The sequence below is a fragment of the Xanthomonas sp. DAR33341 genome, assembly GCF_003992815.1.
In the GTDB taxonomy this organism is placed as follows: domain Bacteria; phylum Pseudomonadota; class Gammaproteobacteria; order Xanthomonadales; family Xanthomonadaceae; genus Xanthomonas; species Xanthomonas cissicola.
On record NZ_QEYV01000033.1, the window covers coordinates 57,319 to 79,081 of the forward strand.

Below are 21,763 nucleotides of genomic sequence, written 5' to 3' on the forward strand. Positions count from 1 at the left end.
GCTTTCCGCGACGTCGGAGACCGATCACCCCGCCGTCCCGGACGAACCACGACTTCCTTCTCCCGCGCGCGGGAGAAGGTGCCCGCAGGGCGGATGAGGGGCCGTAGGCTCAGCCTTTCGCGCTGGCCGCCAGATCCTCCACCCAGAACCGCCCGCCCGGATAGCTGAACTCCGCAATCGAGGCGGCATGCATTTCTGCGGAGAAACCAGCGGCTTCCGGGGCGAGATAGCGGCCGTGCCGGATGCGTACCGGGTCCAGGAAGTGCTGGTGCAGGTGGTCGACGAATTCGATTGCGCGGTCTTCCATCTCGCCGGTGATGGCCACGAAATCGGCCATCGCCAGATGCTGTACCAACTCGCACAGACCCACACCGCCGGCATGCGGGAAGACGCGCACGTTGAACTTGGCGGCCAGCAGCAGGATGGCGAGATTTTCGTTGACCCCGCCCACGCGCGCGGCATCGATCTGGATCAGGTCCACCGCACCGGCCTGCAGCAACTGCTTGAACACCACCCGGTTCTGCGTGTGCTCGCCCGTGGAGACCGGCACCGGAGCGATGCCCTGACGGATGGCGGCATGGCCGAGCACGTCGTCCGGGCTGGTGGGTTCTTCGATCCAGGCGATGTCGAATTCGGCCAGCTGGCGCATCCAGTCGATCGCCGGGCCCACGTCCCAGCGCTGATTGGCATCGACTGCCATGGCGATGTCCGGGCCAATGGCTTCGCGCGCGAGGCGGCAGCGACGAATGTCGTCGCGCACGTTGGCGCCGACCTTGAGCTTGATGGTGCGGAAGCCGTCGGCCACCGCTTCCTTGGCCAGCCGCACCAGCTTCTCGTCCGAGTAGCCGAGCCAGCCGGGCGAGGTGGTGTAGGCGGGGTAGCCTTGCTCAATCAGCGTGGCGATGCGCTGCGCGCGCTGCGGCTGCGCAGCGCGCAGGATCGTCAGCGCCTCGTCGCGGGTGAGCGCGTCGGTGAGGTAGCGGAAGTCGATGGTGTCGACCAACTGCTCGGGCGTGAGTTCGGCGATGAAGCGCCACAGCGGCTTTTTCGCCGCGCGTGCGGCCAGATCCCACGCGGCGTTGATCACCGCGCCGATGGCCATGTGCATCACGCCCTTCTCCGGGCCGAGCCAGCGCAGCTGCGAGTCGTTGGTGAGCCGGCGCGCGAATGCGCCCAGATCGGCGATGACGTCTTCTACGCGCAGGCCGACCACATGCTCGGCCAGTGCCGCCACCGCAGCGGTCTGTACGTCGTTACCGCGGCCGATGGTGAACACCAGGCCGTAACCGGCCAGGTCATCGGCCGCATCGGTGCGCAGCACGACGTAGGCCGCCGAGTAATCGGGATCGGGATTCATCGCATCCGATCCATCCAGCTCGCGCGAGGTGGGGAAGCGGACGTCGTGGGTATCGAGGGCGACGATGGTGCTCATGAAAGTCCTGGCGATGGAAGGCGGAAAATAAAACGGATGAAAGAAAAATGGCTGGAATGAAGCGATGACGAAATACGAAGCGATGAAGAAATACGAAAACGGGGAGCTGCGCTTGAGCCCCTCCCACCGGGAGAGGGTTGGGGTGAGGGTACGAACGCGTAGCGCCGAGTGCGTTGAGGCGCTGCAGTGACTCATGCGTTTGCAACTCAGCCCAATGCATCGATTGCACGACCAACTGTGCGTTGCGATGGACGTGCTACAGCGTTGGACATTCAATACGGCGACACGCTGGGTAAAACAATGTGCTTGTGCTGCGTCAGTACGCGCGTCGAAATGTCAGACCAAACCACAGACGGCATGAGGTCGAGTTGCGCGACTCCGTGGCTACGTACCCTCAACCTAACCCCCGCTCCGCGCCCCGGCCCGCGCCAGCAACGCGGGCGCTTCAAGGCACGCGCGCCAATGGCGCGCAAGCTGTGCCTTGGCGCCCCGATGGGAGAGGGGCTTTGCGTTGTCGCGCGATTCGAGTTGCGTGAGTACTTCGGCTTTCGCGCAAGAAAAATTCTTGGAGGTGGACGCAATACACTGCAGTACGACCTCAATTCTTCCACACGTAAAGCCTCAACCCCCATCGCGCGGATGCGCCACGACCGGCTGACGCTGACGACCCAGGCCTTCGATCTCCAGTTCCATCACATCGCCCGGCTTGAGGTAGACCGGCGGCTTCTGGCCCAGGCCCACGCCCGGCGGCGTACCGGTGCTGATCACATCGCCCGGCATCAGCGTCATGTAGCGGCTGATGTGGCTGACCAGCTCGGCCACGCCGAACACCATCGTGCGCGTGCTGCCGTTCTGGTAGCGGTGGCCGTTGACCTCCAGCCACATCGACAGGTTCTGCGGGTCGGCGATTTCGTCGCGGGTGACCAGCCACGGGCCGATCGGACCGAACGTGTCCGCGCTCTTGCCCTTGACCCACTGGCCGCCATGTTCGAGCTGGAATTCGCGCTCGGACAGGTCGTTGATCACGGCGTAGCCAGCCACATGGTTCAGCGCTTGCTCCACCGATACATCGCGCGCCACGTCGCCGATCACCACGCCCAGCTCCACTTCCCAGTCGCTCTTCACCGAGCCGCGCGGGATGATCACCGTGTCGTTGGGGCCGCACACCGCCGTGGTGGCTTTCATGAAAAGAATCGGCATCTTGGGCACTTCCATGCCCGATTCGGCGGCGTGGTCGGCGTAGTTCAAGCCAACGCAGATGAATTTACCGATGCGGCCCACCGCAGCGCCGTAACGCACCTCGCCTTCGATCAACGGCAGCGTGGCCACATCCAGTGCGCGCAGTTTTTCCAGGCCGGCGGCGGTGATGTGTTCGCCGGCCACATCGTCGATCACACCGCTGAGGTCGCGGATGCGGCCTTGGCGATCGATCAGGCCAGGGCGTTCGTGGCCTTCGGCGCCAATGCGTACGAGTTTCATGCGGTCTTCCTTTGCAGATGAGAAGGGGAGCGGCTAGCAAACCTAGCGCGCATGCATCGGGTGGGTAGGGACGGTGTGCGCATCTCGAGGCGGGCACATGCGACAGATCGCAGCATGCGTCGTTGCCGCACTCAGTTGGACCAGCCGCCATCGATGATGTGGGTCTGGCCGGTGGTGAAGGAGGATTCGTCCGAAGCCAGGTACACCACCAGCTGCGCAATCTCGCGTGGGTCGCCCAGGCGGCCCATCGGCTGACGGTCGGTGAAGCTCTTCCACACCGCCTGTTCGTCGCCACCCAGGGCCTTGACGCGCTCGCCCAGCGACGGCGTCTTGATGGTGCCCGGGCAGATCGCGTTGCAACGTACGCCCTGCGCCACGTAGTCGGCCGCGATCGCCTTGCTCAGGCCGATCACCGCGGCCTTGGTCACCCCGTACACGAAGCGGTTCGGCACGCCCTTGATGCTGGAAGCCACCGAGGACATGTTGATGATGCTGCCGCGGCCGCGTTCGAGCATGCCCGGCAACACCGCCTTGCAGGTGTAGTACATCGCATCGACGTTGATCGAGAACGAGCGGCGCCACGCCGGCTCGTCGCAGTCGAGAATGCTGCCCTGATGCACGAAGCCGGCGCAGTTGAACAGCACATCGAACGGGCCGTGTGCGGCGATCAATGCGTTGATCGCCGCGGCGTCGGTGACGTCGAGCAGCTGGGTGGTGATGGCATCGGATTCGGCGGCCAGCGCTTGCAAGGCCGCGGCGTCGATGTCGGTGGCGATCACCTGTGCACCGGCGCGTGCGCAGGCCAGCGCGCTTTCGCGCCCGATGCCGGCGCCGGCGGCGGTGATCAGGCAACGCTTGCCCTGCAGGCGGTTATTGGGAGTGGTGGGAATCGAGACAGTCATACCGATGAGGTTCCGTGGGTGGGGGCCGCCGGCCGTGGCAGACGATAGAACGTGAGTGCGTTGTCGCCGAAGATGGCTGCCGCGTGCTCGGCGGCATGCCGGGTGACGAGTTGCTGGGCGAGCGCGAACCATTGCGCGTAATCGGCGCGCAAGCGCAGCACCGGCCAGTCGCTGCCCCATAGCAGCCGCTGCGCGCCGAAGCGGGCGAACAGGTGGGCCACATACGGCTCCAGCGCGTCGATGCCAGCGCCGCGCGCGGCTTCGGTCAGCAGCCCGGAGAGTTTGCAATGCAGATTGGGATGCTGCGCCAGGGCGGCCATGCCGGCGGCCCAGGCAACGAATTCGCCGGCCGCAATCTGCGGTTTGCCGCCGTGATCGAGCACCACACGCAATGCCGGATGGCGCTTCAAGCGCGCCTGCAGTGCCGGTACGTGCACGGCACGGATCAACGCATCGAAGGCCAGGTCATGCGCCAGCAGCGCATCGAAGGCGGCATCCAATGCGGGGCTGGCCAGCCAGTGCACGTCGGCGATGTCCTGCACCATCGGGCGCAGGCCCTTGAGCACGCCGCCGCCGGCGCGCACCAGTGCGCCGATGCGTGCAGCGGCATCGGGCGCAGCGAAGTCCACCCAGCCCACCACGCCGGCAATGCGCGCATCGTCGCGGGCCAGCTCGAACAGGTAGCAGGTTTCCGCCTCGGTGGCGGCCGCCTGCACCACCACCACCTGATCGACAGCGGCCGCGTCCAGCGCAGCGCTGACGTCATCGGGGCCGAAGTCGCGGTACAGCGGCGCCAGCTCGGGCGTCAGCCAGTGGTAATCGCCACGGGCCAAGTGCCAGAAATGCAGGTGCGCGTCGACCCGGCTCATGGCGTGGGCAACTCCGCAGCGAGCAGACCCTCATCGCACAGGCGTTGCCACAATGCGGATGGCACCGGGGCCGCAAGCCGCGTGGCAGCCGAGCGCACTTCGGCCACGCTGCGCATGCCGGCCACCACCGTGGTCACTGCCGGGTGCGCCAGCGGGAACTGCAATGCGGCCGCACCGATATCCACCCCAAACGCCGCGCAGGCCGCGTACAGCCGCTGCGCATGCTGCAGCGTGGCGGTGTCGACCGGGGCGTAGTTATAGGTGGCGCCGGGGCCGCGTGCGTCGCTGAGCAGGCCAGAGCTGTACGGGCCAGCCGACAGGATCGCCACATTGCGTTGCTGCGCCTGCTGCAGCAGCGCGCGCGCGCCGTGCTGTTCCAGCAGGGTGTAGCGGCCGGCCAGCATCACGCAGTCGAGCGGAAAGCGCGGCAACACCTCCAGTGCCACGTCCTGCTCGTTGACGCCCAGCCCGATCGCCCCGCACGCGCCGGCCGCCTTCAACTCCGCCATCGCCGGCAAGGCCTCCTCCAAGGCCTGGCGCAGGACGTTGGCGTGGTTGTCGCCGTGGGTCAGCGCACCGATGTCGTGCAGCAGCAGCACGTCGATGTAGTCGGTGCCCAGGCGTCCCAGGCTGGAGGCGAACGCGCGCCGCACACCGTCGGCGCTGTAGTCGAACTCGGCACGCCGCCCGGCCACCGCAAAACCATCGCGGCCGGCAGCGGCGTGGGCGTCGTCGTAGACGCAACGGCCAACCTTGGTCGACAACGTGTAGTCCGCGCGCGGCACGCCGGCCAGCCCACGACCCAGGCGCGCTTCGCTCAGCCCGTAGCCGTAATAAGGCGCGGTATCGAAATGACGAATGCCGGCCTCGAACGCGCCTGCGACCGCTGCCAGTGCGTCCGCTTCATCCACTTCCGTATACAGGTTGCCGATCGGGGCAGCACCGAAGCCCAGTGCGGAAAGCTGCACGTCGGTGCCTCCCAGCCGCTGCCGCGCCACGCTGCTCATGCGCGCCGCTCCGCGAGCAGGGCGCATGAGCGGGTGCCTGGAGAATCCGTAGAACAGAAGCTGAGCATTGCAACGTCCACCATCCGGTAGGTGCCGGACTGTTCGCATATGAATATGGCAATCATCAATGAACAGATCACGCTGCAGTGCAGCATCGCCCTGGTCTGGGCGTGCGCATGGTCGGTTAGGCGGGCGGCGCTATGTCGGATTTCGCAGATGGCATGACCAGTTCCTATAACGCCCTGCTGGCGGTTGCGGCATGCAAGCCGGTGCGGCTAGATACCTGCCTTCTTCGACGAAGCTGATGCATGGCAGACACGACACGGCGGGATGTGTTCAAGGGGCTGGCCGCCGGCGCACTGGTCGCGCCGCTGGCGGCTGCGGCCCAGGCGTCGGCGACGCAGCGCGCGGGCACGCCGCAGTGGGCGCGCGGCGTGGAGGGGCAGCGCAAGGCGGATCTGGGCAACGGCACGTATCTCAATCCCATCGTGGCCGGCGATCACCCCGACCCCACCATCCTCAAGGATGGCGACGACTACTACATGACGTTTTCGTCGTTCTTTTCCTACCCGGGCATCGTGCTGTGGCATTCCACCGATCTGGTCAACTGGACCCCGATCGGCCCGGCGTTGCATCAGGGGCTGGGCACGATCTGGGCGCTGGACCTGTGCAAGCACCACGATCGCTACTACATCTACATCCCGGCCAATCCGGACGACACCGGCTGGTCGATCTTCGTGATCTGGGCCGACGACATCCGCGGGCCGTGGAGCGCACCGATCGATCTGAAGATCGCCGGCTGCATCGATCCCGGTCACGTGGTCGGCGAAGACGGCAAGCGCTATCTGTTCGTCAACGGCATCCGCAAGGTGCGCCTGCGCGATGACGGCCTGGCCACCGACGGGCAGCTGGAACCGGCCTATGCGCCGTGGCGCTATCCCGACCACTGGGTCGTGGAGAATTTCGCGCCCGAAGGCCCCAAGCTGACCTGGCACGATGGGTGGCTGTACCTGGTCACCGCCGTTGGCGGCACTGCCGGGCCGGTGACCGGGCACATGGTCATCGCCGCGCGTTCGCGCTCGGTGCATGGGCCGTGGGAGCATTGCCCGCGCAATCCGCTGGTGCGCACCCAATCGGACCAGGAGCCGTGGTGGTCGCGCGGGCATGCCACGCTGGTGGAAGGGCCGCGCGGCGACTGGTGGATGGTCTATCACGGCTACGAAAACGGCTTTCGCACGCTGGGGCGGCAGACCTTGCTGGAGCCGATCGAGTGGACGGCCGACGGCTGGTTTCGCGCCATTGGCGGCGATCTGTCCAAACCATTGCGCACCCCGGCACGCGTGCCTGCCGGCAGCATGGCGCCGGCGACGGGGTTGGCGTTGTCCGACGATTTCTCCGGCGACAGGTTCGGTACGCAATGGAGCCTGCATGCGCCCAGGCCCGGCGAGCAGGCGCGGGTGCGGCGCGCGAACAAGGCACTGACGCTGGCCTGTGCGGGCAGCTCGCCGATCGACAGCACGCCACTGACCTGCGGCGTGCCCGACCGCGCCTACATGGCAGAGGTGACGCTGGAACTGGTCGGCGATGCCGAAGGCGGCATCGTGTTGTTCTATAACCATAAGGCCTTCGTCGGCATCGGCTTCACTGCCGACACCATGAAAACCTACGAATACTCGGAGGAACTGGTGTGGGCACGCGCACCCAATACGCATCGACGCATTCGCGTGCGGCTGACCAACGATCACCAGGTCGTAGGGTTCGAGTATTCGGTCGATGCAGGCCAGCAGTGGACGCGGCACCCCACCCGCATGGAAGTGTCCGGATTCCATCACAACGTGTTCGGCGGGTTTCTGAGCCTGCAATTGGGCGTGTATGCCGCGCAGCAAGGCGAAGTGGTCTTGCGCGATTTCCGCTATCGCGCGCTGACGTAAGGACGCGGCGCGCCACGCAGCGCTGCAGTCAAACGGCGAGGCCCGGGGAGACCTCGCCGTCAGGCGTAACAGCGACCATCGACGTCGCGCACCGCGTCAACGGGATGCGGACGGCGCGAGGAATCGGAATGTGTATGTGCTACATGCCGATTCCATACGCCGGCCTGCTCCATCTGATAGCGACGCAATCGCTCTATCGATCGCAGTTAACCGCAGCAGTAGCAGACGTTGCCCTGGCCCAGGTCGCCGCCGAATTCCGGACACTCGGCTTTGCAGGCCCATGCACTACACGATTCGACTTTCGGCTGTGCGTTATCGACCGCCATCACCTGGAAGGCACCGAAGCCGGTGCTGGCCAGAAAGGTCGCTGCCACCAACGCACTACGCAAGCTTACCCAACGCTTCTTCATGCATTACTCCTTCACCGTTGCAAAAGCCGCTGGCGCGTCCGTGCGGCGCAAGGCGGCAACGAGGTCCTGCACCCGCTCCGTGGTATCGAAAACGCCAAGATGCGAATGACGCACGCGCCCCTCCGCATCGATGGCCATCAGCAGCGGCACGTTGCGTGCGCGGAACAGCATCAACGCGCGACGATCGGTCAACGTGACCACCGGGAAATCGAAACCGTGCACATGTGCGTAGCGCGCGGCCTGCGCGGTATCGCAATGGCACACGCCCAACAGCTGCGGCCGGCCAGGAAGGTTGGCCTGCAGCTCCCGCGCTGCCCGCAGCACGGTCGGTGCCGAGCGCTGGCAGTACGGGCAGGTGGTGGTAAAGAAGAACAGCACCTGCGCCGGCCCATGCGGCGCACCGAGCAGGTGCCGCCGGCCATCGCCATCGGTCGCTTCGATACGCGGTACGTACATGCCGTCATATGGCGCGCTGATGCGCGTCTGCAGCCACTGCTGCTGCACGCGCAGCTGCCGGTTCTGCCACGCCAGCATCGCAATCAATGCACAGGCCACCAGCAGGCCCATCCAGAGCCAGGGGAAACGTCGCGCCATGCCAGCTCCAAAGCGTCCGCGGTGCTCGAGCCTTGCCCAGGCATCAGCTCATGGTCAATGGTGATATCGACAACTGCGATGTCGCACGGGATGCGGTTGTGGATGCGATCACGCCCCCGCGCTTGGGCTTGTCACTGATGGGTGGTGTCGCGATTGGCATTTGCGCAATCAGTGCATCGTGGGAGCGTGCATGCAGCATCAGCGTGGATGCACAAGCGCACGCAGGGATGGGATGAGGTTGTGAGCGCAGGCGCACGTCAAACCACCCAGTACGCTGAGCGGACCCCGCGACAACACCGCCATCAAGGCGAGCGAGAGGATCTGCGGTCGAGGCGGACGCCACCAGCAAGCACGACAGAACCGCAAAAATGTCAGACGCAGCGCGATTGCCGCACGCGTCGCGCGACGCGCTGTCCAACATCCAGCCGTGCCCGCGCGTGGCATGCTGTATGGCCAGGCGCGTGGGTCCCGTGCCGGCCTTACAAGGATCACCTCATGCGCGCAATGGCGTTTTCCGTCCGGCTGTGTGTGCTGGCATTGCTTGCCTGCAGTGCTGCACAGGCCAATGACAGCAGTTTCGGGGACGACAACGGCACCATCCGCCTGCTGCATCAGCCCGACATCAGCATGGATCGCGAAGCGCTGCTGCTCAGCGAGGAACGCGTGCAAGTGGACTATGTGTTCACCAACGCCAGCGAGCGCGACCTGAGCGTGCCGGTGGCCTTCCCGATGCCGCCGATGTACTTCGGAATGGCCGACCACAATGCGCTGACCGATTTCAAACTCTGGGCCGACGGCAACCCGGTTGCCACCACGCGCAAGCTGGTGGTGCTGCTGGATGACGGTAGCGACATCTCCACGGCGTTCGCCGCCACCGGCTGGACCCAGGACGATGTCGCCGCCTTCACCGAATCGGCCACGCGACCGAAGGGGCGCAAGCCGCTGCCCGCGCGCTGGGTCGATGGCGATGGGCAGCCGCGCTTCACGCTCAATGCCTACTTCGTCTGGCAGCAGAAGTTTCCTGCCAAGGCAAGCGTGCAGATCCGTCACACCTACACACCCAGCCTGTCTACCGGCGTCCCGCAGCCCAGCAGTTACCTGCTGGAGTCGTACGCGAAAGACACCTGCATCGAGCCGGCCACCAAAGCCAGCATGCAGCGTCGTGAAGGCAACTACGGGTTGGGATGGGCCAACCTGCGTTATGTGCTCACGACCGGCAAAAACTGGAACGGCCCGATCAAGGACTTCCAGCTGACCATCCGCAAGCAGGCGGCCAGCGACATCCTGAGCCTGTGCTTCGATGGCGAACTGAAAAAGATCGACCCGCTGACCTTCCAGTTCAAACAGGCCAACTTCGTGCCGATGCGCGATCTGAACATCCTGTTCGTGCGCGCACCGGAATGAACCCGACAAGCAGCAAGCGTAGGAGCGCACCCGGGCGCGACGAAGCGTTACCTGCAACGCCCATCACGATCGTAGGCGCCAACGCGCATCGGTTGTCTTCTGCAAATGAAACGCTGCCGAGAACGCGCATCGCGCCCAGGTGCGTTCCTACGTTGGCGCCACGCTGCGTTGCATGGCAAGTCCGTCGATTGCCCACCACCGATGACGGCCGAGGTAGCGGGATCACAGGCAGGAGCGCGCCATGACGCGACCAAGCGTCACCGATCAACCCCAACGCACGCAGACCTACACCTGCACGCGTCAGTCTTCTTCCGGCGGCGGCAGCACGATGCCGTCGGCATCGATGGCGAGCCTGCCGGCCATCAGCACTGCCTGGGTGCGATTGGTGACGCCGAGCTTGCGCAAGATCGCGGTGACATGCGCCTTGATGGTGGCTTCGGACACGCCCAGGTCGTAGGCGATCTGTTTGTTGAGGCGTCCAGCGCCCAGCATCTGCAGCACGCGAAATTGCTGTGGCGTGAGATCGCGCAGACGCTGGCCAACCTCGCGTTCCTCGCTGTCGGTGGGCGGCAGGTTTTGCGCTTCGGCCGGGATCCAGCGCTCGCCATCGAGCACGGTGGCCAGCGCCCGCCCGATGGTGTCCGAATCGGCGGATTTGGGAATGAAGCCGAACGCGCCGTGGTCGATCGCGCGCCGCATCACGGTGGGTTCTTCGCGTGCGGAGACCACCACCACCGGCAACTGCGGATGCAGCGAGCGCATGTGCACCAACGCGCTGAACCCCTGTGCGCCGGGCATGTTGAGATCCATCAGCAACAGATCGGCGTCCGGCTGCGCATCGGCCAGGCTATACAGCGCATCCACGTTATCGGCTTCGAACAGTTCTACCCCCGGCATCACACGCTGCACCGCCCCGCGCAAGGCTTCGCGGAACAGGGGATGGTCGTCGGCGATTAGCAGGGTGGTCATGGTGGGGCCGGGAATCGGGAGTGGGGAATCGGGAATCGCAAAATCAAACGCGAGGCCAGAAGCAGGCAAGCAAGCAACAACTAACGAAGGCACAGACAGCAAACGACAGCAAAAGAAGATAAGAACGAACTGAGTGGGACGGCGTTGAAGGAAATCAGTTGATGCCGATGGCAGCGCGGAGAGGAGATTCGCTTCCAACCAGTCCCCATCCCAATTGCACTATCAGCAACCAGGGAATCGCTCTACCGATTCCCTGCTCCCGATTCCCCATTCCCAGCCCGTCAGCGCGCCAGACGCTCATTGACCAGCGAATCCACCACCGACGGATCTGCCAGCGTGGAGGTATCGCCCAACTGGTCAGGGGCGTTTTCGGCGATCTTGCGCAGGATGCGGCGCATGATCTTGCCCGAGCGGGTCTTGGGCAGGCCGGGCGCCCACTGCAGGTGATCGGGCGAGGCGATCGGGCCGATCTCCTTGCGCACCCAGCTGACCAATTCCTTGTGCAGGTCCTCGCTCGGGGTCTGCCCCGCGATCAGGGTGACGTAGGCATAGATGCCCTGGCCCTTGACGTCATGCGGGAAGCCCACCACGGCCGCTTCGGCGACCTTGGGGTGCGAGACCAGCGCGCTTTCCACTTCGGCGGTGCCGATGCGGTGCCCGGAGACGTTGATCACATCGTCCACGCGGCCGGTGATCCAGTAGTAGCCGTCGGCATCGCGGCGGCAGCCGTCGCCGGTGAAGTAGCTGCCCGGATAGGTGCGGAAGTAGGTGTCGATGAAACGCTGGTGGTCGCCATACACGCTACGCATCTGGCCCGGCCAGGAATCGAGCAGCACCAGGTTGCCTTCGGTGGCGCCTTCCAGAATCTTGCCTTCGGCATCGACCAGCGCCGGCTGCACGCCGAAGAACGGCAAGGTGGCCGAGCCCGGCTTGAGATCGACCGCGCCGGCCAGCGGCGAGATCAGGATGCCGCCGGTTTCGGTCTGCCACCACGTATCCACGATCGGGCAACGGCTGTCGCCGACCACCTCGTAATACCAGCGCCAGGCTTCCGGATTGATCGGCTCGCCGACGCTGCCGAGCAGGCGCAGGCTCCTGCGCGAGGTCTTTTTGACCGGGTCCGCACCGTCGCGCATCAACGCGCGAATCGCAGTAGGTGCGGTGTAGAAGATGGTGACCTGATGCTTGTCGATCACTTCCCAGAAGCGCGACACGTTCGGGTAATTGGGCACACCTTCGAACATCACCGCGGTGGCGCCATTGGCGAGCGGGCCGTAGACGATGTAGCTGTGGCCGGTGACCCAGCCCACGTCCGCAGTGCACCAATAGATGTCGTCCTCGCGCAGGTCGAACACTACTTCATGCGTGTAACTGGCAAACAACAGATAGCCGGCGGTGGTGTGCAGCACGCCCTTGGGTTTGCCGGTGGAGCCGGAGGTGTAGAGGATGAAGAGCGGGTCTTCGGCGTTCATGCGCTCGGGTTCGCACGCGGCCGGCTGGCCGTCGACCACATCATGGAACCAGCGGTCGCGCGGTGCCTGCATCTCCACTGCGCCGCCGGTATGACGCACCACCAGCACGGTTTCCACCGTATTGGTGCCGGGAATCTTCAGCGCTGCATCGACATTGGCCTTGAGCGGAATCTTCTTGCCGCCACGCAGGCCTTCGTCGGCGGTGATGATCAGCTTGCTCTGGCAATCGATCACGCGGTCGGCGATCGAGTTGGCGGCAAAGCCGCCGAACACCACCGAGTGCACCGCACCGATGCGCGCGCAGGCGAGCATGGCCACGGCAGCATCGACGATCATCGGCAGATAGATGGTGACCCGGTCGCCCTTCTTGACGCCCAGGTTGCGCAGCGCATTGCCCAGCTTGCAGACGCGCTCGTACAACTCGCGGTAGGTCACCGGGTACGACGCTGCGTCCGGGCTGTCGGGTTCGAACAGCAGCGCGGTCTTGTCGCCGCGCGTGGCCAGCTGGCGGTCCAGGCAGTTGACGCTGGCATTGAGCTCGCCATCGCCGAACCAGCGGATATGGAAGTCGTCCAGCGCGTAGCTGACGTCCTTGATCTGGGTGGGTTGCTTGAACCACTCGAGCCGCTGCGCGGCCTTGCCCCAGAACTGCTCGGGGTGTTGGATCGATTCGCGGTACAGCGCGGCGTACTGCTCGCGCGTCACGCGCGCATCGGCGGCGAACGCGGGATCGACGGGATAAACATCAGCCATGGCACCCTCACTTGCGATGAACTTGTCGGAAGAGGGCGTTGCGGCTGCCCTCGGTAGACAATCAGTGTGCCGCATCCATTCTGTCCCGGCGGTCAACGGCGCCTTAGACCATGGTCGTAACCGGGGTGAGTGCGCCAACGCACATGCCAGGCGTGCTGCGGTGCGACCATCGGTCATCTTGCGGAATGCTGCGTTGCAGCTACGACCAAAGGCGAATAGGCTCCGAAGCGCGGACTGCCTCACGCTCCGCACAGCATCGCCATCAAGCGCGAGGCCTTCATTGGGGAGAGGGTTCATGAGACACCGTACTGCACCGCTGGTGCGCCATCCGTTGGCGGCTGCCTTGTTTGTGGCCAGCATCCTGCCAGGCGTGGCGTTCGCGCAAACGGCCAAGGAAAAGGCGCTGGAAGCCCGTATTGCCGAGCTCGAGCGTCAGGTCCAGCTGTTGGTCTCTGCACAGCAACAACAGCAGGGCCAGATCGCCCAGACGCAGACCCAGGTGACCGAGGTGCGTGCCGCGCAGGCGCAGGCACCGGCCGCGCCTGCGGTGCCGGCGGGCAAGCGACCGATCCAGCTGACCAGCATCACACCGAACGCAGCGGCGGGGACAACGTTCCGTTACGGTGGTTTCATCAAGGCCGACTTCATGACCACCCGTACCTCCGACGGCGCGTTGCCTGAAGGTGCGGTGGGGCGTTACCTGTACATCCCGACCCAGACGCCGGTCGGTGGCCAGGCCTCGAGCACCGACACCGACTTCCATGCCAAGTTCTCGCGCTTCAACCTGGGCGTGGACACGGTTACCGAGAACGGCGACAAGATCACCGGCTTCATCGAACTGGATTTCTTCGGCAACGCGCTGGCCAACCAGGTCAACAATCTGTACGGCGGCACCTTGCGCCACGCCTACGTGAGCTGGAACAACTGGCTGGCCGGCCAGACCTGGTCCAACTTCATCGATTCCACGATCCTGCCCGAGGCCGCCGACATCGTCGGACCGACCGACGGTGCGTTGTTCAGCCGTCAGACCCAGATCCGCTACACCCGCGGCGCCTTCAGCGTGTCGGCCGAAAACCCCGAGACGCTGACCACCCCGTACCAGGGCGGCAACACCATCCTGGCCTCGGATCACGGTGCGATGCCGGACCTGACCGCGCGTTACAACTGGAAGGGCACCTGGGGCACGTTCGGGCTGTCGGCCATTGCGCGTCAGTACCGCACCCGCAGCGCGCTGACCAACGACACCGACTTCGGCGGCGCCATCGCCGGCGGCGGTCGCTGGATCATCAACTCCAAAAACGATCTGCGTTACCAGCTCAGCTACGGCGAGGGCCTGGGACGCTATCTGGGCCTGGGTAACGGCTCGGATGTGGAAATCGACATCGACGGCAATATCCAGACCGTCACCACGGTCGCCGGTTGGGTGGCGTGGCGCCACGACTACAACGCCAAGCTGCGCAGCACCCTCATGTACTCGCGCGTGAATTACGACCATTCGCTGGCCAATACCGGTGGGCTCGCCAGCAAGTCCCAGCAAAGCGTTCGCGCCAACGTGTTCTATTCGCCGTTGCCGAAGGTGGATGTCGGCGCCGAGCTGATGTACGGCCGTCGCGAAGCCGAAAACGGCGACAGCGGCGACATCTCGCGGTTGCAGTTCACCACCAAGTACAGCTTCTAGCGTTCTGCCACTGGCGGCCTGCTCCACTGCGGTGGAGCGGGCATCGCCGCCTTATGTCTTACCAGCGCTCTATCAGGAGACAGACCATGACCGTCTCGAATGACGCGTTGATCGCCAAGATCGATGCCAATCCGAAGTACCACGCACTCAAGCGTCAGCGCAACACGCTGGGCTGGACGCTTACCGTACTGATGTTGCTGGCCTATTACGGCTACATCGGCCTGATTGCCTTCGACAAGGAATTCCTCGCCAAGCCGATCGGTGCCGGCGTGACCTCGATCGGCATCCCGATCGCGATCGGGGTGATGGTATTCACCATCGTCATCACCGCCATCTACGTGCGTCGCGCCAACAGCACTTACGACCAGCTGACCGCGCAGATCCTGGAGGAAGCCCGCAAATGAGCAAGATTTCGCGCCTTCTCCTGATTCTGGCCGGCCTGATGCCCGCCGGCATCGCACTGGCAGCCGGCGGCGACCTGGGTCAGGTCGACAAGCAGCCCACCAACTGGGTGGCGATCGGCATGTTCGGCTTCTTCGTGCTGGCCACCCTGTGGATCACCAAATGGGCAGCGGCCAAGACCAAGTCGGCCGCTGACTTCTATACCGCTGGCGGTGGCATCACCGGTTTCCAGAACGGCCTGGCGATCGCAGGCGACTTCATGTCGGCGGCCTCGTTCCTGGGCATCACCGCTGCGGTGATGGCCAACGGCTACGACGGCCTGATCTATGCGATCGGTTTTTTGGTGGGCTGGCCGATCCTGACCTTCCTGATGGCCGAACGCCTGCGCAACCTCGGCAAGTACACGTTTGCCGACGTGGCCGGTTACCGCTTCGCGCCGACGGCGATCCGCAGCTTTGCGGCGTCGGGCACGTTGGTGGTGGTGCTGTTCTATCTGATCGCACAGATGGTCGGTGCCGGTGCGCTGATCAAGTTGCTGTTCGGCCTGGACTACTGGGTGGCGGTGACCCTGGTCGGCGTGCTGATGATGATCTACGTGTTGTTCGGCGGCATGACCGCAACGACCTGGGTGCAGATCATCAAGGCCGTGCTGCTGCTGACCGGCGTGACCTTCATGGCCGTGGCGATCATGTGGCATTTCAACTTCAGCTTCGAGGCGCTGTTTGCCGAAGGCGTGCGGGTCAAAACCGCGGTCGCGGCCAGCGGTGGCGCTTCGCCCGAGGATGCGGCAAAAGCAGGCCTGTCGATCATGGGACCGGGCGGTTTCGTCAAGGACCCGATTTCGGCGATTTCCTTCGGCATGGCGCTGATGTTCGGTACCGCCGGCCTGCCGCACATCCTGATGCGCTTCTTCACCGTTCCCGATGCCAAGCAGGCGCGTAAGTCGGTGCTGTGGGCCACCACCTGGATCGGCTACTTCTACATCCTGATCTTCATCATCGGCTTCGGTGCGATCGCACTGGTGCTGACCAACCCACAGTTCGCCGATGTTGCCACCGGCACCATCCATGGCGGCAAGGGTGCGGCCAACATGGCGGCGGTGCTGGTCGGTAACGCCGTGGGCGGCAACGTGTTCATGGGCTTCATCTCGGCAGTGGCCTTCGCCACCATCCTGGCGGTGGTGGCGGGCCTGACCCTGTCCGGCGCCTCGGCGGTGTCGCATGACCTGTACGCCACGGTGATCAAGAAGGGCAACCCGGCGCCGGGCTCGGAGCTCAAGGTCTCGCGTGCCACCACCCTGGTGCTGGGCGTGATCGCGGTGCTGCTGGGCATCGTGTTCGAGAAGCAGAATGTGGCCTTCATGGTGTCGCTGGCGTTCGCCATCGCGGCCTCGGCCAACTTCCCGGTGCTGATCCTGTCGTTGTTGTGGAAGAACTGCACCACCCGTGGCGCAGTGATCGGCGGTTTCCTCGGCCTGATCTCTTCGCTGGTGCTGACGATCCTGTCGCCGTCGGTGTGGGTGGACACGCTGGGCAACGCGGCCGGCTCGGCGCCGTTCCCGTACACCTCGCCGGCGCTGTTCTCGATGACGATTGGCTTTGTGGGCATCTGGTTGTTCTCCGTGCTGGATCGCAGCCCGCAGGCAGCCAACGAACGCGCCGCCTTCAAGGCGCAGCAGATCCGTGCCGAAACCGGCCTGGGTGCCAGTGGTGCGTCCGGTCACTGATCGATTAGCGTCATTGTTGGTGTGATCGCAGACGCCGGCCCAGTGCCGGCGTTTTGCGTTTGGGCGAGGCGGCTTCGTTGGTGATGCTGCAGCCGGACGATCGCGCGACGGTACCGCCGCGGTCCTGGCCCGCGCAGCCGCGCCTTCGTCGTGATGCCCGAGCACGGGTGCGCTGCACCGTGTAGGCCGTGCGCATCGTGCCGCTTCTGCCACCTGGTCTTCGCATTCTTTGTGCTGAGAAACGCCAGACACTCGGCATTGCATGCCCATGTTCGACATGTCGTTCGCTGCGTGCGCCATCGCTGCGTGTTGGTAGCAAACCGCCATCTGCCCGCAGAAATTAAGTCATCGAAAGTGACTAAATTTCCCGCCGAGTCGACCGCCGATCACGGCCGGCTCGCCCTCGCTCTCCGTCTTTGGTCGGTCGAGTGAGGGCGCGGTCCGGCGAATGCATCGATGGTGTCGACTCATCGGTCCTCGTCACTGGTGCTGCACCTTCCTTCCTTCTGGATACGAGAGACATGACGACTTCTTGTAAGACCCATCCGCTGGCCCGTGCATGCAGGCTCGTTGGAACGCTTGCGCTATTGGCAGCCCTGCCACAGTTGGCGATGGCAGCCTGTAACGACTCCACCGCAAATAAAATGAATGCCATCCTGTTCAATGGCGCCGACAAGACCACGGTTCTGGCGCATCGCGGCCTATGGGGGGAAATACGCCGGGATCGCCGATCTGCCGGAGAACTCGCGCGGCGCGTTGCAGGCTGCCAACGACCAGTGCATGGATGGCGTGGAGTTGGACGTCAAGCTCACCAGCGACGGTGTGCCGGTCCTGTTGCACGACTACAACCTTGGCCGTACCACCACGGTGTGGCAGCAGCACCCCGGCGTCAAATACGACCCCATCACCAACCAGGGCGTGAACCCATCAGTCCTGGTGACGCCCTGGTCGCAGGTCAGCGCGCTCTTTCTGTTGAGCCCGAACCGCACCACCATTACCGGCTATCACGTGCCGCGCGTCGATGACGTGTTCGCCTATTACAAGCAGCACAACCTGCGCACTCCGATGGTGTTCGACATCAAGGATGCGGCCACGGTGCGTGCCGTCCGCAGGGCAGCCGAAGGCGCGTTCGGGGTGGCGTCCGGCAGCTATGTCGCCGCCAAGGTCAATGCAACGCTATACACCAGTCGCGATGCCTACCGTGCCGACGGTAGCGGCATGGTCGGCATTCCGGTGTTCACCACCAACATGCTCGGCAAGATCAACGTGCGCCAGACGATCTCGGCGTGGATGAACGACGGCCAGCAGACGATGGAGATCAACGTTAAGCAGCTCGGTGGCTTGTTGCAAAGCGATGCCGACTTCATTCGTGAGCGCGGTTATCGCGTCGGCGTATTCCAGGCCATTCCCGACGGTCCGTATGCCGGCAAGTTCTATCAGAACAGCGGCGCGTGCTGCTACGCCTTGTCGGACCTGTATTTCTCCTACTCCGGTGGCCGCGACACCGCCGACAATCGCGGCAGTCTGGATTTCATTACGCGCGACGAGGACTTCCGCCTGATCACCACCGATGACCCGAAGGGCGCCATCGCTTATCTGCGTGCGCGCGGCAAGCACGAATAACGGATGCCTCTGGTTGGCCCACGGGCCGAACCCGACGGCGGCGCTGACCGCCGTCGGTTCTTGTCTAACGGAGGTTGTCTCATGGTTTCCCCACGTGTGTTGCCTGCCGCGCTAGCGGCGAGCCTGATCTTCTGCGTGGCAGCGGCGCAGGCCGCCACTGCCGCATCCGATGTCCGCAGCAACCAGGCAACGGTGCTGCAGATCGGCAAACAATCGCTCGATGCGCAGGAGTACCGCGCGCTTGCGCTGGCCGGCTTGCCACAGGATTTCAATCCGGCCAGTGCGGCCGACCCGGAATTTGTGCGCGAATTCGCCGATCGCCTGTTGCTGGTGGAGCAGGCCCGGCGTGCGCATTTGCAGGACGACCCGGTCGTGGCCGCGCGTATACGTCAGGCGACCGATGCGATCCTGGCCAAGGCCGTGCAGACGCGTGCGCGCGAAAGCGCGCAGATCGATGCTGCGCAGATCAAGGCGCAATTCGATGCGCATCCACACGATTACGATGAAGTGCACTTGAGCCATGTGTTCGTGGCGTTGAAGCCGCAGGGCGAGGCGCGGCGTGGGACGCCCCTGACCGATGCTCAGGCGCTTGCCCGGGCGCAGCGCCTCAAGCAACAGCTGGAGTCCGGCACACCGTTTGCCGAACTGGCGATGCGGCAGTCCGACGATGCCAGTACTGCGGCCGAGGGCGGCGAACTGTCGCCGATGTTTCTGCGCAATGTGGCGGACGCGTTTGTCGCGCCGGTGCAGGACCTGGCGGTGGGGCAGGTGTCGGCGCCGGTACGTGGCCCGGAGGGTTACCACCTGATCCGTGTCGATGCGCGGCGACCGGCAACCCTGGACAGCGCACGCGGACAGATCGAGGTGCAATTGCGCGACCAAGCGGCTGCCAACGCATTGGAGCAATTGCGTCAGGCCAATCCGGTGCGCTTCGATCGCGCCGCGCTGGAAGCGGCGCTGCGTTGAGGCGCCGGGCGCGATGACACGCCGACTGCAAACGACGCATGGGGCAGGCGATCGATCGACCTGGCCATGGCCGGGCACGGTTGCTGCGATCGTGCTGATGCTGGCGTTTACATGGTCGCTGCACGCGTTGCACGCACCGGACGCGCAGCGCATCCAGGATCGACCCATGACGCCAAGCGCGCCATCGGGCGCCGCCCGATCGCGCCAGCCATCCAACAGCGCATCGCCCAGCTTGTTCGATACCGCCATGCAGCAACTCGCCTGCCGCGAACGCCAGCACGAACAGGCTGCGCAGATCGCGCGCGGTGCGGTGAGTGTTGCAGGATTGTCTGGTCGTCCCGGATGCGTGGCAGACACGCCCTTGCAGATCGAGGCGATGCTACGTACAGCTGCCGCGCGTGGCGATGTGGATGCCCAGCGCTATCTGCTGGCACAACGCGCGGCCGACCTGATGCAGCGTGCCGTGGCGGCTGCGCCTGCAGGCACGCAGCCGACGTTGTCGCCGGATGCGGAGCGCGAGGTGGCTGTCATCGTGAGCGACCTGGAAGCGCTGGCATTGGCAGGTCACCGCGATGCCATCGCGACCTTGGCGCAAGTGGTGGAATCGCCTCTGCTGCATGCGCCCGACCCGGTCTATGCGGCCGCGTGGCGACTGGCAGCACGCCAGCCGCCGGGGCAGCCGCTGGATGCAACTACGCCGCTGCAGGCCGAAGAGGAGGTGTTGGACGCGCTGACCCAACAGCAGCAGCAACAGGCACGAAGTTTGGCCGTGGAGCTGTTCGACGATTGCTGCCGCCATCTGCGGCAACTAGGAGATGACAGCACCGCTTCGGCTCACCAGAGTGCGCATCTGTCTTCGCCGCAAGAACGCTAGCCGCGCCTGCCATGCGTGGCAGCGCCTCGCTCAACCGAAATAACGCGCCTTCAACGGCAAGGTGGCCGCGCCAAGCGCGCAGGCATCGGCAGGTGCTTCGGCCGGGAGCAGTACCGGCAGGCGCGCCTGCTCGCCGCGTGGCAGGGTGGCGATCTGCACTGCGGCGATCAGGCGTTGCGCCAGATCGCCCGGCAGGCGACCGCCGAATACGATGGCGTCGGGGTCGCACACGGCAGTGATGGCCGAGACGATCAACGCGATCCCCGGTGCGCTGCGGGCAATCCAGCGCTCGATCGCCGGCCAGGCCGGATCGTAGGCCGCCAGCAGGCTGCGTACATCGGCAAACGCCAGGCCGTCTTCGGCCAGCAGTTCGCGCAGCAATTCCAGGGTGGCCCGTTCCAGCTGCCGCGCCGGCAAAATGTCGGCGAACGCGCCGGCGTTGCCACGTGCCCCCCGCATCACCTGGCCGTCGATAACCAGGCCGCCGCCCAGGCCGTACCCCACGGACAGATAGGCAAAGTCGCGATGGCGCTGGCCAACGCCCAGCATCGCTTCGCCGGCGGCGGCAACGCTGCCGTCGTTATCCATCCAGACCGGTTGCCCGAACGCCTCGGCCAGCCACGGACACAGTGCGATCTGGCCCAGGGCGCGCAGCGGTTCGGGCGGATGGATGAAGGCATCCTCGCCGGTGAAGAACCCGCCCAGCGCCACGCCGATGCCCAGGCGTGCGCCGGCCGTGTCCACACGTGCCAGCAGCGCCGCATCGGCGGCCTGCAGTTGGGTGAGCACCCCGTACAAGGTGGTGTCGGTCAGCCCGACCTCGCTGCAGGCGAGCAGGGCGCCGGAAAAATCCACCAGCGCCAGGGTCAGCGCATCGGTGGCGATGGAGATACCCAGCGTGTGCCCATGCGCCGGATTCAGCGACACCGCCACCCCGGGCTTGCCACGTCCGTGGCGCGTCACCGCCTCGCCCATTTGCACCATGCCGCGCGCGTGCAGACCTTCGATCAGGCGCACCGCGGTCTGCACGGTCAGCCCGGTACCACGGCTGAGGTCGGCACGGGTGAGCACGCCGGCCAGACGCAGGCGGTCGAGCATGTCGCGCTCGTTGAGGCTCAGACTGGGGAAGGCAGGCGATTGCGGTGGCAACGCGACTGCAGCGGATGACGACATGGCCAGCGGTGTCATAGGGGTCGGGCTAGCTTACCTACTTCGACCGATCGGATTGCTTCACGGTAAGTGATTGAATTGATGGTACCTGTCCGGTACAGG

Annotated in this window: 18 protein-coding genes and 1 pseudogene; 8 read left to right on the forward strand and 11 right to left on the reverse strand. The window is 65.0% G+C overall.

What is annotated here, in order from left to right; genetic code table 11:
- Positions 1-109: 109 nt before the first annotated feature.
- The 6 genes from EO156_RS15945 to EO156_RS15975 form a co-directional block, all read right to left on the reverse strand.
- Positions 110-1,432 (reverse strand): L-fuconate dehydratase, encoded by a 1,323-nt coding sequence (locus EO156_RS15945; protein ID WP_016850363.1) that lies wholly within the window; start codon positions 1,430-1,432, stop codon positions 110-112.
- A 621-nt stretch (positions 1,433-2,053) separates the two neighbouring features.
- Entirely contained in the window at positions 2,054-2,911 is an 858-nt protein-coding gene (locus EO156_RS15955; protein WP_003487651.1) for a fumarylacetoacetate hydrolase family protein, read from the reverse strand.
- A 131-nt stretch (positions 2,912-3,042) separates the two neighbouring features.
- A complete protein-coding gene (locus tag EO156_RS15960) occupies positions 3,043-3,813 on the reverse strand; it encodes an SDR family oxidoreductase (protein ID WP_005922072.1) in 771 nt (256 codons plus the stop codon).
- Complete coding sequence (locus tag EO156_RS15965; RefSeq protein WP_016850365.1) at positions 3,810-4,682, reverse strand: amidohydrolase family protein; 873 nt, start codon at positions 4,680-4,682, stop codon at positions 3,810-3,812. Before EO156_RS15965 ends, EO156_RS15960 begins: the two co-directional genes overlap by 4 nt.
- The gene (locus tag EO156_RS15970) at positions 4,679-5,689 is read right to left on the reverse strand and encodes an aldo/keto reductase (RefSeq protein WP_016850366.1); all 1,011 of its coding nucleotides are present in this window, start codon (positions 5,687-5,689) and stop codon (positions 4,679-4,681) included. The genes EO156_RS15965 and EO156_RS15970 overlap by 4 nt, the downstream gene beginning before the upstream one ends.
- Positions 5,686-5,907 carry a hypothetical protein gene (locus EO156_RS15975; protein WP_026007070.1) on the reverse strand — a complete coding sequence of 74 codons (222 nt, stop codon included), beginning with the start codon at positions 5,905-5,907 and terminating at the stop codon, positions 5,686-5,688. Before EO156_RS15975 ends, EO156_RS15970 begins: the two co-directional genes overlap by 4 nt.
- Before the next feature lie 90 nt (positions 5,908-5,997).
- Between EO156_RS15975 and EO156_RS15980 the strand changes: the two genes are divergently transcribed.
- On the forward strand, positions 5,998-7,620 hold the full coding sequence (locus EO156_RS15980; RefSeq protein ID WP_029829664.1) for a family 43 glycosylhydrolase: 1,623 nt from the start codon (positions 5,998-6,000) through the stop codon (positions 7,618-7,620).
- Positions 7,621-7,826: 206 nt separating this feature from the next.
- Here the strand turns inward: EO156_RS15980 and EO156_RS15985 are convergent, their stop codons facing one another.
- Both EO156_RS15985 and EO156_RS15990 read right to left on the reverse strand, forming a co-directional pair.
- The gene (locus tag EO156_RS15985) at positions 7,827-8,030 is read right to left on the reverse strand and encodes a hypothetical protein (RefSeq protein ID WP_016849177.1); all 204 of its coding nucleotides are present in this window, start codon (positions 8,028-8,030) and stop codon (positions 7,827-7,829) included.
- A gap of 3 nt (positions 8,031-8,033) precedes the next feature.
- Positions 8,034-8,597, reverse strand: a complete 564-nt coding sequence (locus EO156_RS15990; protein ID WP_016849176.1) for a TlpA disulfide reductase family protein — start codon at positions 8,595-8,597, stop codon at positions 8,034-8,036.
- A 522-nt stretch (positions 8,598-9,119) separates the two neighbouring features.
- Here EO156_RS15990 and EO156_RS16000 point away from each other — a divergent pair.
- Complete coding sequence (locus tag EO156_RS16000; RefSeq protein ID WP_005930637.1) at positions 9,120-10,028, forward strand: DUF4424 domain-containing protein; 909 nt, start codon at positions 9,120-9,122, stop codon at positions 10,026-10,028.
- A 300-nt stretch (positions 10,029-10,328) separates the two neighbouring features.
- Here EO156_RS16000 and EO156_RS16005 read toward each other — a convergent pair whose 3' ends face one another.
- A complete protein-coding gene (locus EO156_RS16005) occupies positions 10,329-10,997 on the reverse strand; it encodes a response regulator transcription factor (protein ID WP_016849173.1) in 669 nt (222 codons plus the stop codon).
- Between the two features lie 281 nt (positions 10,998-11,278).
- Positions 11,279-13,222, reverse strand: a complete 1,944-nt coding sequence (gene acs, locus EO156_RS16010) for an acetate--CoA ligase (RefSeq protein WP_033483054.1) — start codon at positions 13,220-13,222, stop codon at positions 11,279-11,281.
- Between the two features lie 295 nt (positions 13,223-13,517).
- On the opposite strand from acs, the gene EO156_RS16015 reads away from it, so the two are divergent.
- The 6 genes and pseudogenes from EO156_RS16015 to EO156_RS16040 all read left to right on the forward strand — a co-directional run bounded on the left by EO156_RS16015 (position 13,518) and on the right by EO156_RS16040 (position 20,491).
- A complete protein-coding gene (locus EO156_RS16015) occupies positions 13,518-14,900 on the forward strand; it encodes a DcaP family trimeric outer membrane transporter (protein ID WP_003487677.1) in 1,383 nt (460 codons plus the stop codon).
- A gap of 86 nt (positions 14,901-14,986) precedes the next feature.
- Positions 14,987-15,304 carry a DUF485 domain-containing protein gene (locus EO156_RS16020; protein ID WP_003487678.1) on the forward strand — a complete coding sequence of 106 codons (318 nt, stop codon included), beginning with the start codon at positions 14,987-14,989 and terminating at the stop codon, positions 15,302-15,304.
- Entirely contained in the window at positions 15,301-17,028 is a 1,728-nt protein-coding gene (locus tag EO156_RS16025; protein ID WP_003487681.1) for a cation acetate symporter, read from the forward strand. Before EO156_RS16020 ends, EO156_RS16025 begins: the two co-directional genes overlap by 4 nt.
- Positions 17,029-17,639: 611 nt before the next feature.
- Positions 17,640-18,651 (forward strand): annotated as a pseudogene (locus EO156_RS16030) (glycerophosphodiester phosphodiesterase family protein).
- An 81-nt stretch (positions 18,652-18,732) separates the two neighbouring features.
- Positions 18,733-19,617 (forward strand): peptidylprolyl isomerase, encoded by an 885-nt coding sequence (locus EO156_RS16035; RefSeq protein WP_026006860.1) that lies wholly within the window; start codon positions 18,733-18,735, stop codon positions 19,615-19,617.
- 166 nt (positions 19,618-19,783) lie between these two features.
- The gene (locus tag EO156_RS16040) at positions 19,784-20,491 is read left to right on the forward strand and encodes a hypothetical protein (protein ID WP_026006859.1); all 708 of its coding nucleotides are present in this window, start codon (positions 19,784-19,786) and stop codon (positions 20,489-20,491) included.
- A gap of 30 nt (positions 20,492-20,521) precedes the next feature.
- Here the strand turns inward: EO156_RS16040 and EO156_RS16045 are convergent, their stop codons facing one another.
- Positions 20,522-21,664: an ROK family transcriptional regulator gene (locus EO156_RS16045; protein WP_026006858.1), complete on the reverse strand. Its 1,143-nt coding sequence runs from the start codon at positions 21,662-21,664 to the stop codon at positions 20,522-20,524.
- Between the last annotated feature and the right edge of the window lie 99 nt (positions 21,665-21,763).

Coding starts and splice junctions, on each gene's coding strand:
- EO156_RS15945 (WP_016850363.1), bottom strand. CDS start 1,432: ATGAGCACCATCGTCGCCCTCGATACCCACGACGTCCGCTTCCCCACC.
- EO156_RS15955 (WP_003487651.1), bottom strand. CDS start 2,911: ATGAAACTCGTACGCATTGGCGCCGAAGGCCACGAACGCCCTGGCCTG.
- EO156_RS15960 (WP_005922072.1), bottom strand. CDS start 3,813: ATGACTGTCTCGATTCCCACCACTCCCAATAACCGCCTGCAGGGCAAG.
- EO156_RS15965 (WP_016850365.1), bottom strand. CDS start 4,682: ATGAGCCGGGTCGACGCGCACCTGCATTTCTGGCACTTGGCCCGTGGC.
- EO156_RS15970 (WP_016850366.1), bottom strand. CDS start 5,689: ATGAGCAGCGTGGCGCGGCAGCGGCTGGGAGGCACCGACGTGCAGCTT.
- EO156_RS15980 (WP_029829664.1), top strand. CDS start 5,998: ATGGCAGACACGACACGGCGGGATGTGTTCAAGGGGCTGGCCGCCGGC.
- EO156_RS15985 (WP_016849177.1), bottom strand. CDS start 8,030: ATGAAGAAGCGTTGGGTAAGCTTGCGTAGTGCGTTGGTGGCAGCGACC.
- EO156_RS15990 (WP_016849176.1), bottom strand. CDS start 8,597: ATGGGCCTGCTGGTGGCCTGTGCATTGATTGCGATGCTGGCGTGGCAG.
- EO156_RS16000 (WP_005930637.1), top strand. CDS start 9,120: ATGCGCGCAATGGCGTTTTCCGTCCGGCTGTGTGTGCTGGCATTGCTT.
- EO156_RS16005 (WP_016849173.1), bottom strand. CDS start 10,997: ATGACCACCCTGCTAATCGCCGACGACCATCCCCTGTTCCGCGAAGCC.
- acs (WP_033483054.1), bottom strand. CDS start 13,222: ATGGCTGATGTTTATCCCGTCGATCCCGCGTTCGCCGCCGATGCGCGC.
- EO156_RS16015 (WP_003487677.1), top strand. CDS start 13,518: ATGAGACACCGTACTGCACCGCTGGTGCGCCATCCGTTGGCGGCTGCC.
- EO156_RS16020 (WP_003487678.1), top strand. CDS start 14,987: ATGACCGTCTCGAATGACGCGTTGATCGCCAAGATCGATGCCAATCCG.
- EO156_RS16025 (WP_003487681.1), top strand. CDS start 15,301: ATGAGCAAGATTTCGCGCCTTCTCCTGATTCTGGCCGGCCTGATGCCC.
- EO156_RS16035 (WP_026006860.1), top strand. CDS start 18,733: ATGGTTTCCCCACGTGTGTTGCCTGCCGCGCTAGCGGCGAGCCTGATC.
- EO156_RS16040 (WP_026006859.1), top strand. CDS start 19,784: ATGACGCCAAGCGCGCCATCGGGCGCCGCCCGATCGCGCCAGCCATCC.
- EO156_RS16045 (WP_026006858.1), bottom strand. CDS start 21,664: ATGTCGTCATCCGCTGCAGTCGCGTTGCCACCGCAATCGCCTGCCTTC.